Below are 729 nucleotides of genomic sequence, written 5' to 3' on the forward strand. Positions count from 1 at the left end.
AATCAGAACCACCCGCATAGCGGGTGGTTTGCTCTAGCCCTATAAGGGCATGTTACCGACTGCGCCTAAATGACGCTGCTTTCTCTTCGTTCAAGCTAAGTGTCTTTGCTTCTTTGGCTTACCCCTCGAAGGGGTCGTTATACTCTCGTGTACTTAATTTATCCTGAAGTAAATCTGACTTTTCTTGCTCTCTGATATATTTACGGATTGTGGCTTCATTCAGCCCCACTGTGCTGACGTAGTAGCCTTCCGACCAAAACTTCCGGTTGCCAAATTTGTATTTTAAATTGGCATGTTTATCAAATATCATCAACGAGCTTTTACCTTTTAAGTACCCCATAAAACTTGAAACACTTATTTTCGGGGGAATACTCACGAGCATATGCACATGATCTGGCATTAGATGCCCTTCGATTATTTCAACGCCTTTGTACTTACAAAGGTCTCGTAAAATCTCACCTATACTTGAGCGTAAACTGGTAAAAATGACTTTTCGTCTCTATTTCGGCGAAAAGACGATATGGTATTTGCACAGCCACTTTGTATGGGCTGAGCTTTGTGCTTTAATTCCCATAAACACCTTTCCTTATTTGAGTTACGCATATTAGCTTGAACATCTATATCGTAACGGAAAGGTGTTTTTCTTGGTATAACCCTTGGCCTCCACCCGCATAGCGGGGGGTTTTATGTTTAAGAAGCTGACGCTACTTAAACTGGCTAAAGCCATAA

At 41.7% G+C, this 729-nt stretch carries 1 pseudogene; it reads right to left on the bottom strand.

The window, feature by feature from the left end:
• Positions 1-118 precede the first annotated feature (118 nt).
• Positions 119-574, bottom strand: a pseudogene (tnpA, locus tag PSI23_RS21730) (IS200/IS605 family transposase).
• Positions 575-729: the final 155 nt, after the last annotated feature.

The organism is Xenorhabdus yunnanensis, assembly GCF_028598805.1.
Lineage (GTDB): Bacteria > Pseudomonadota > Gammaproteobacteria > Enterobacterales > Enterobacteriaceae > Xenorhabdus > Xenorhabdus yunnanensis.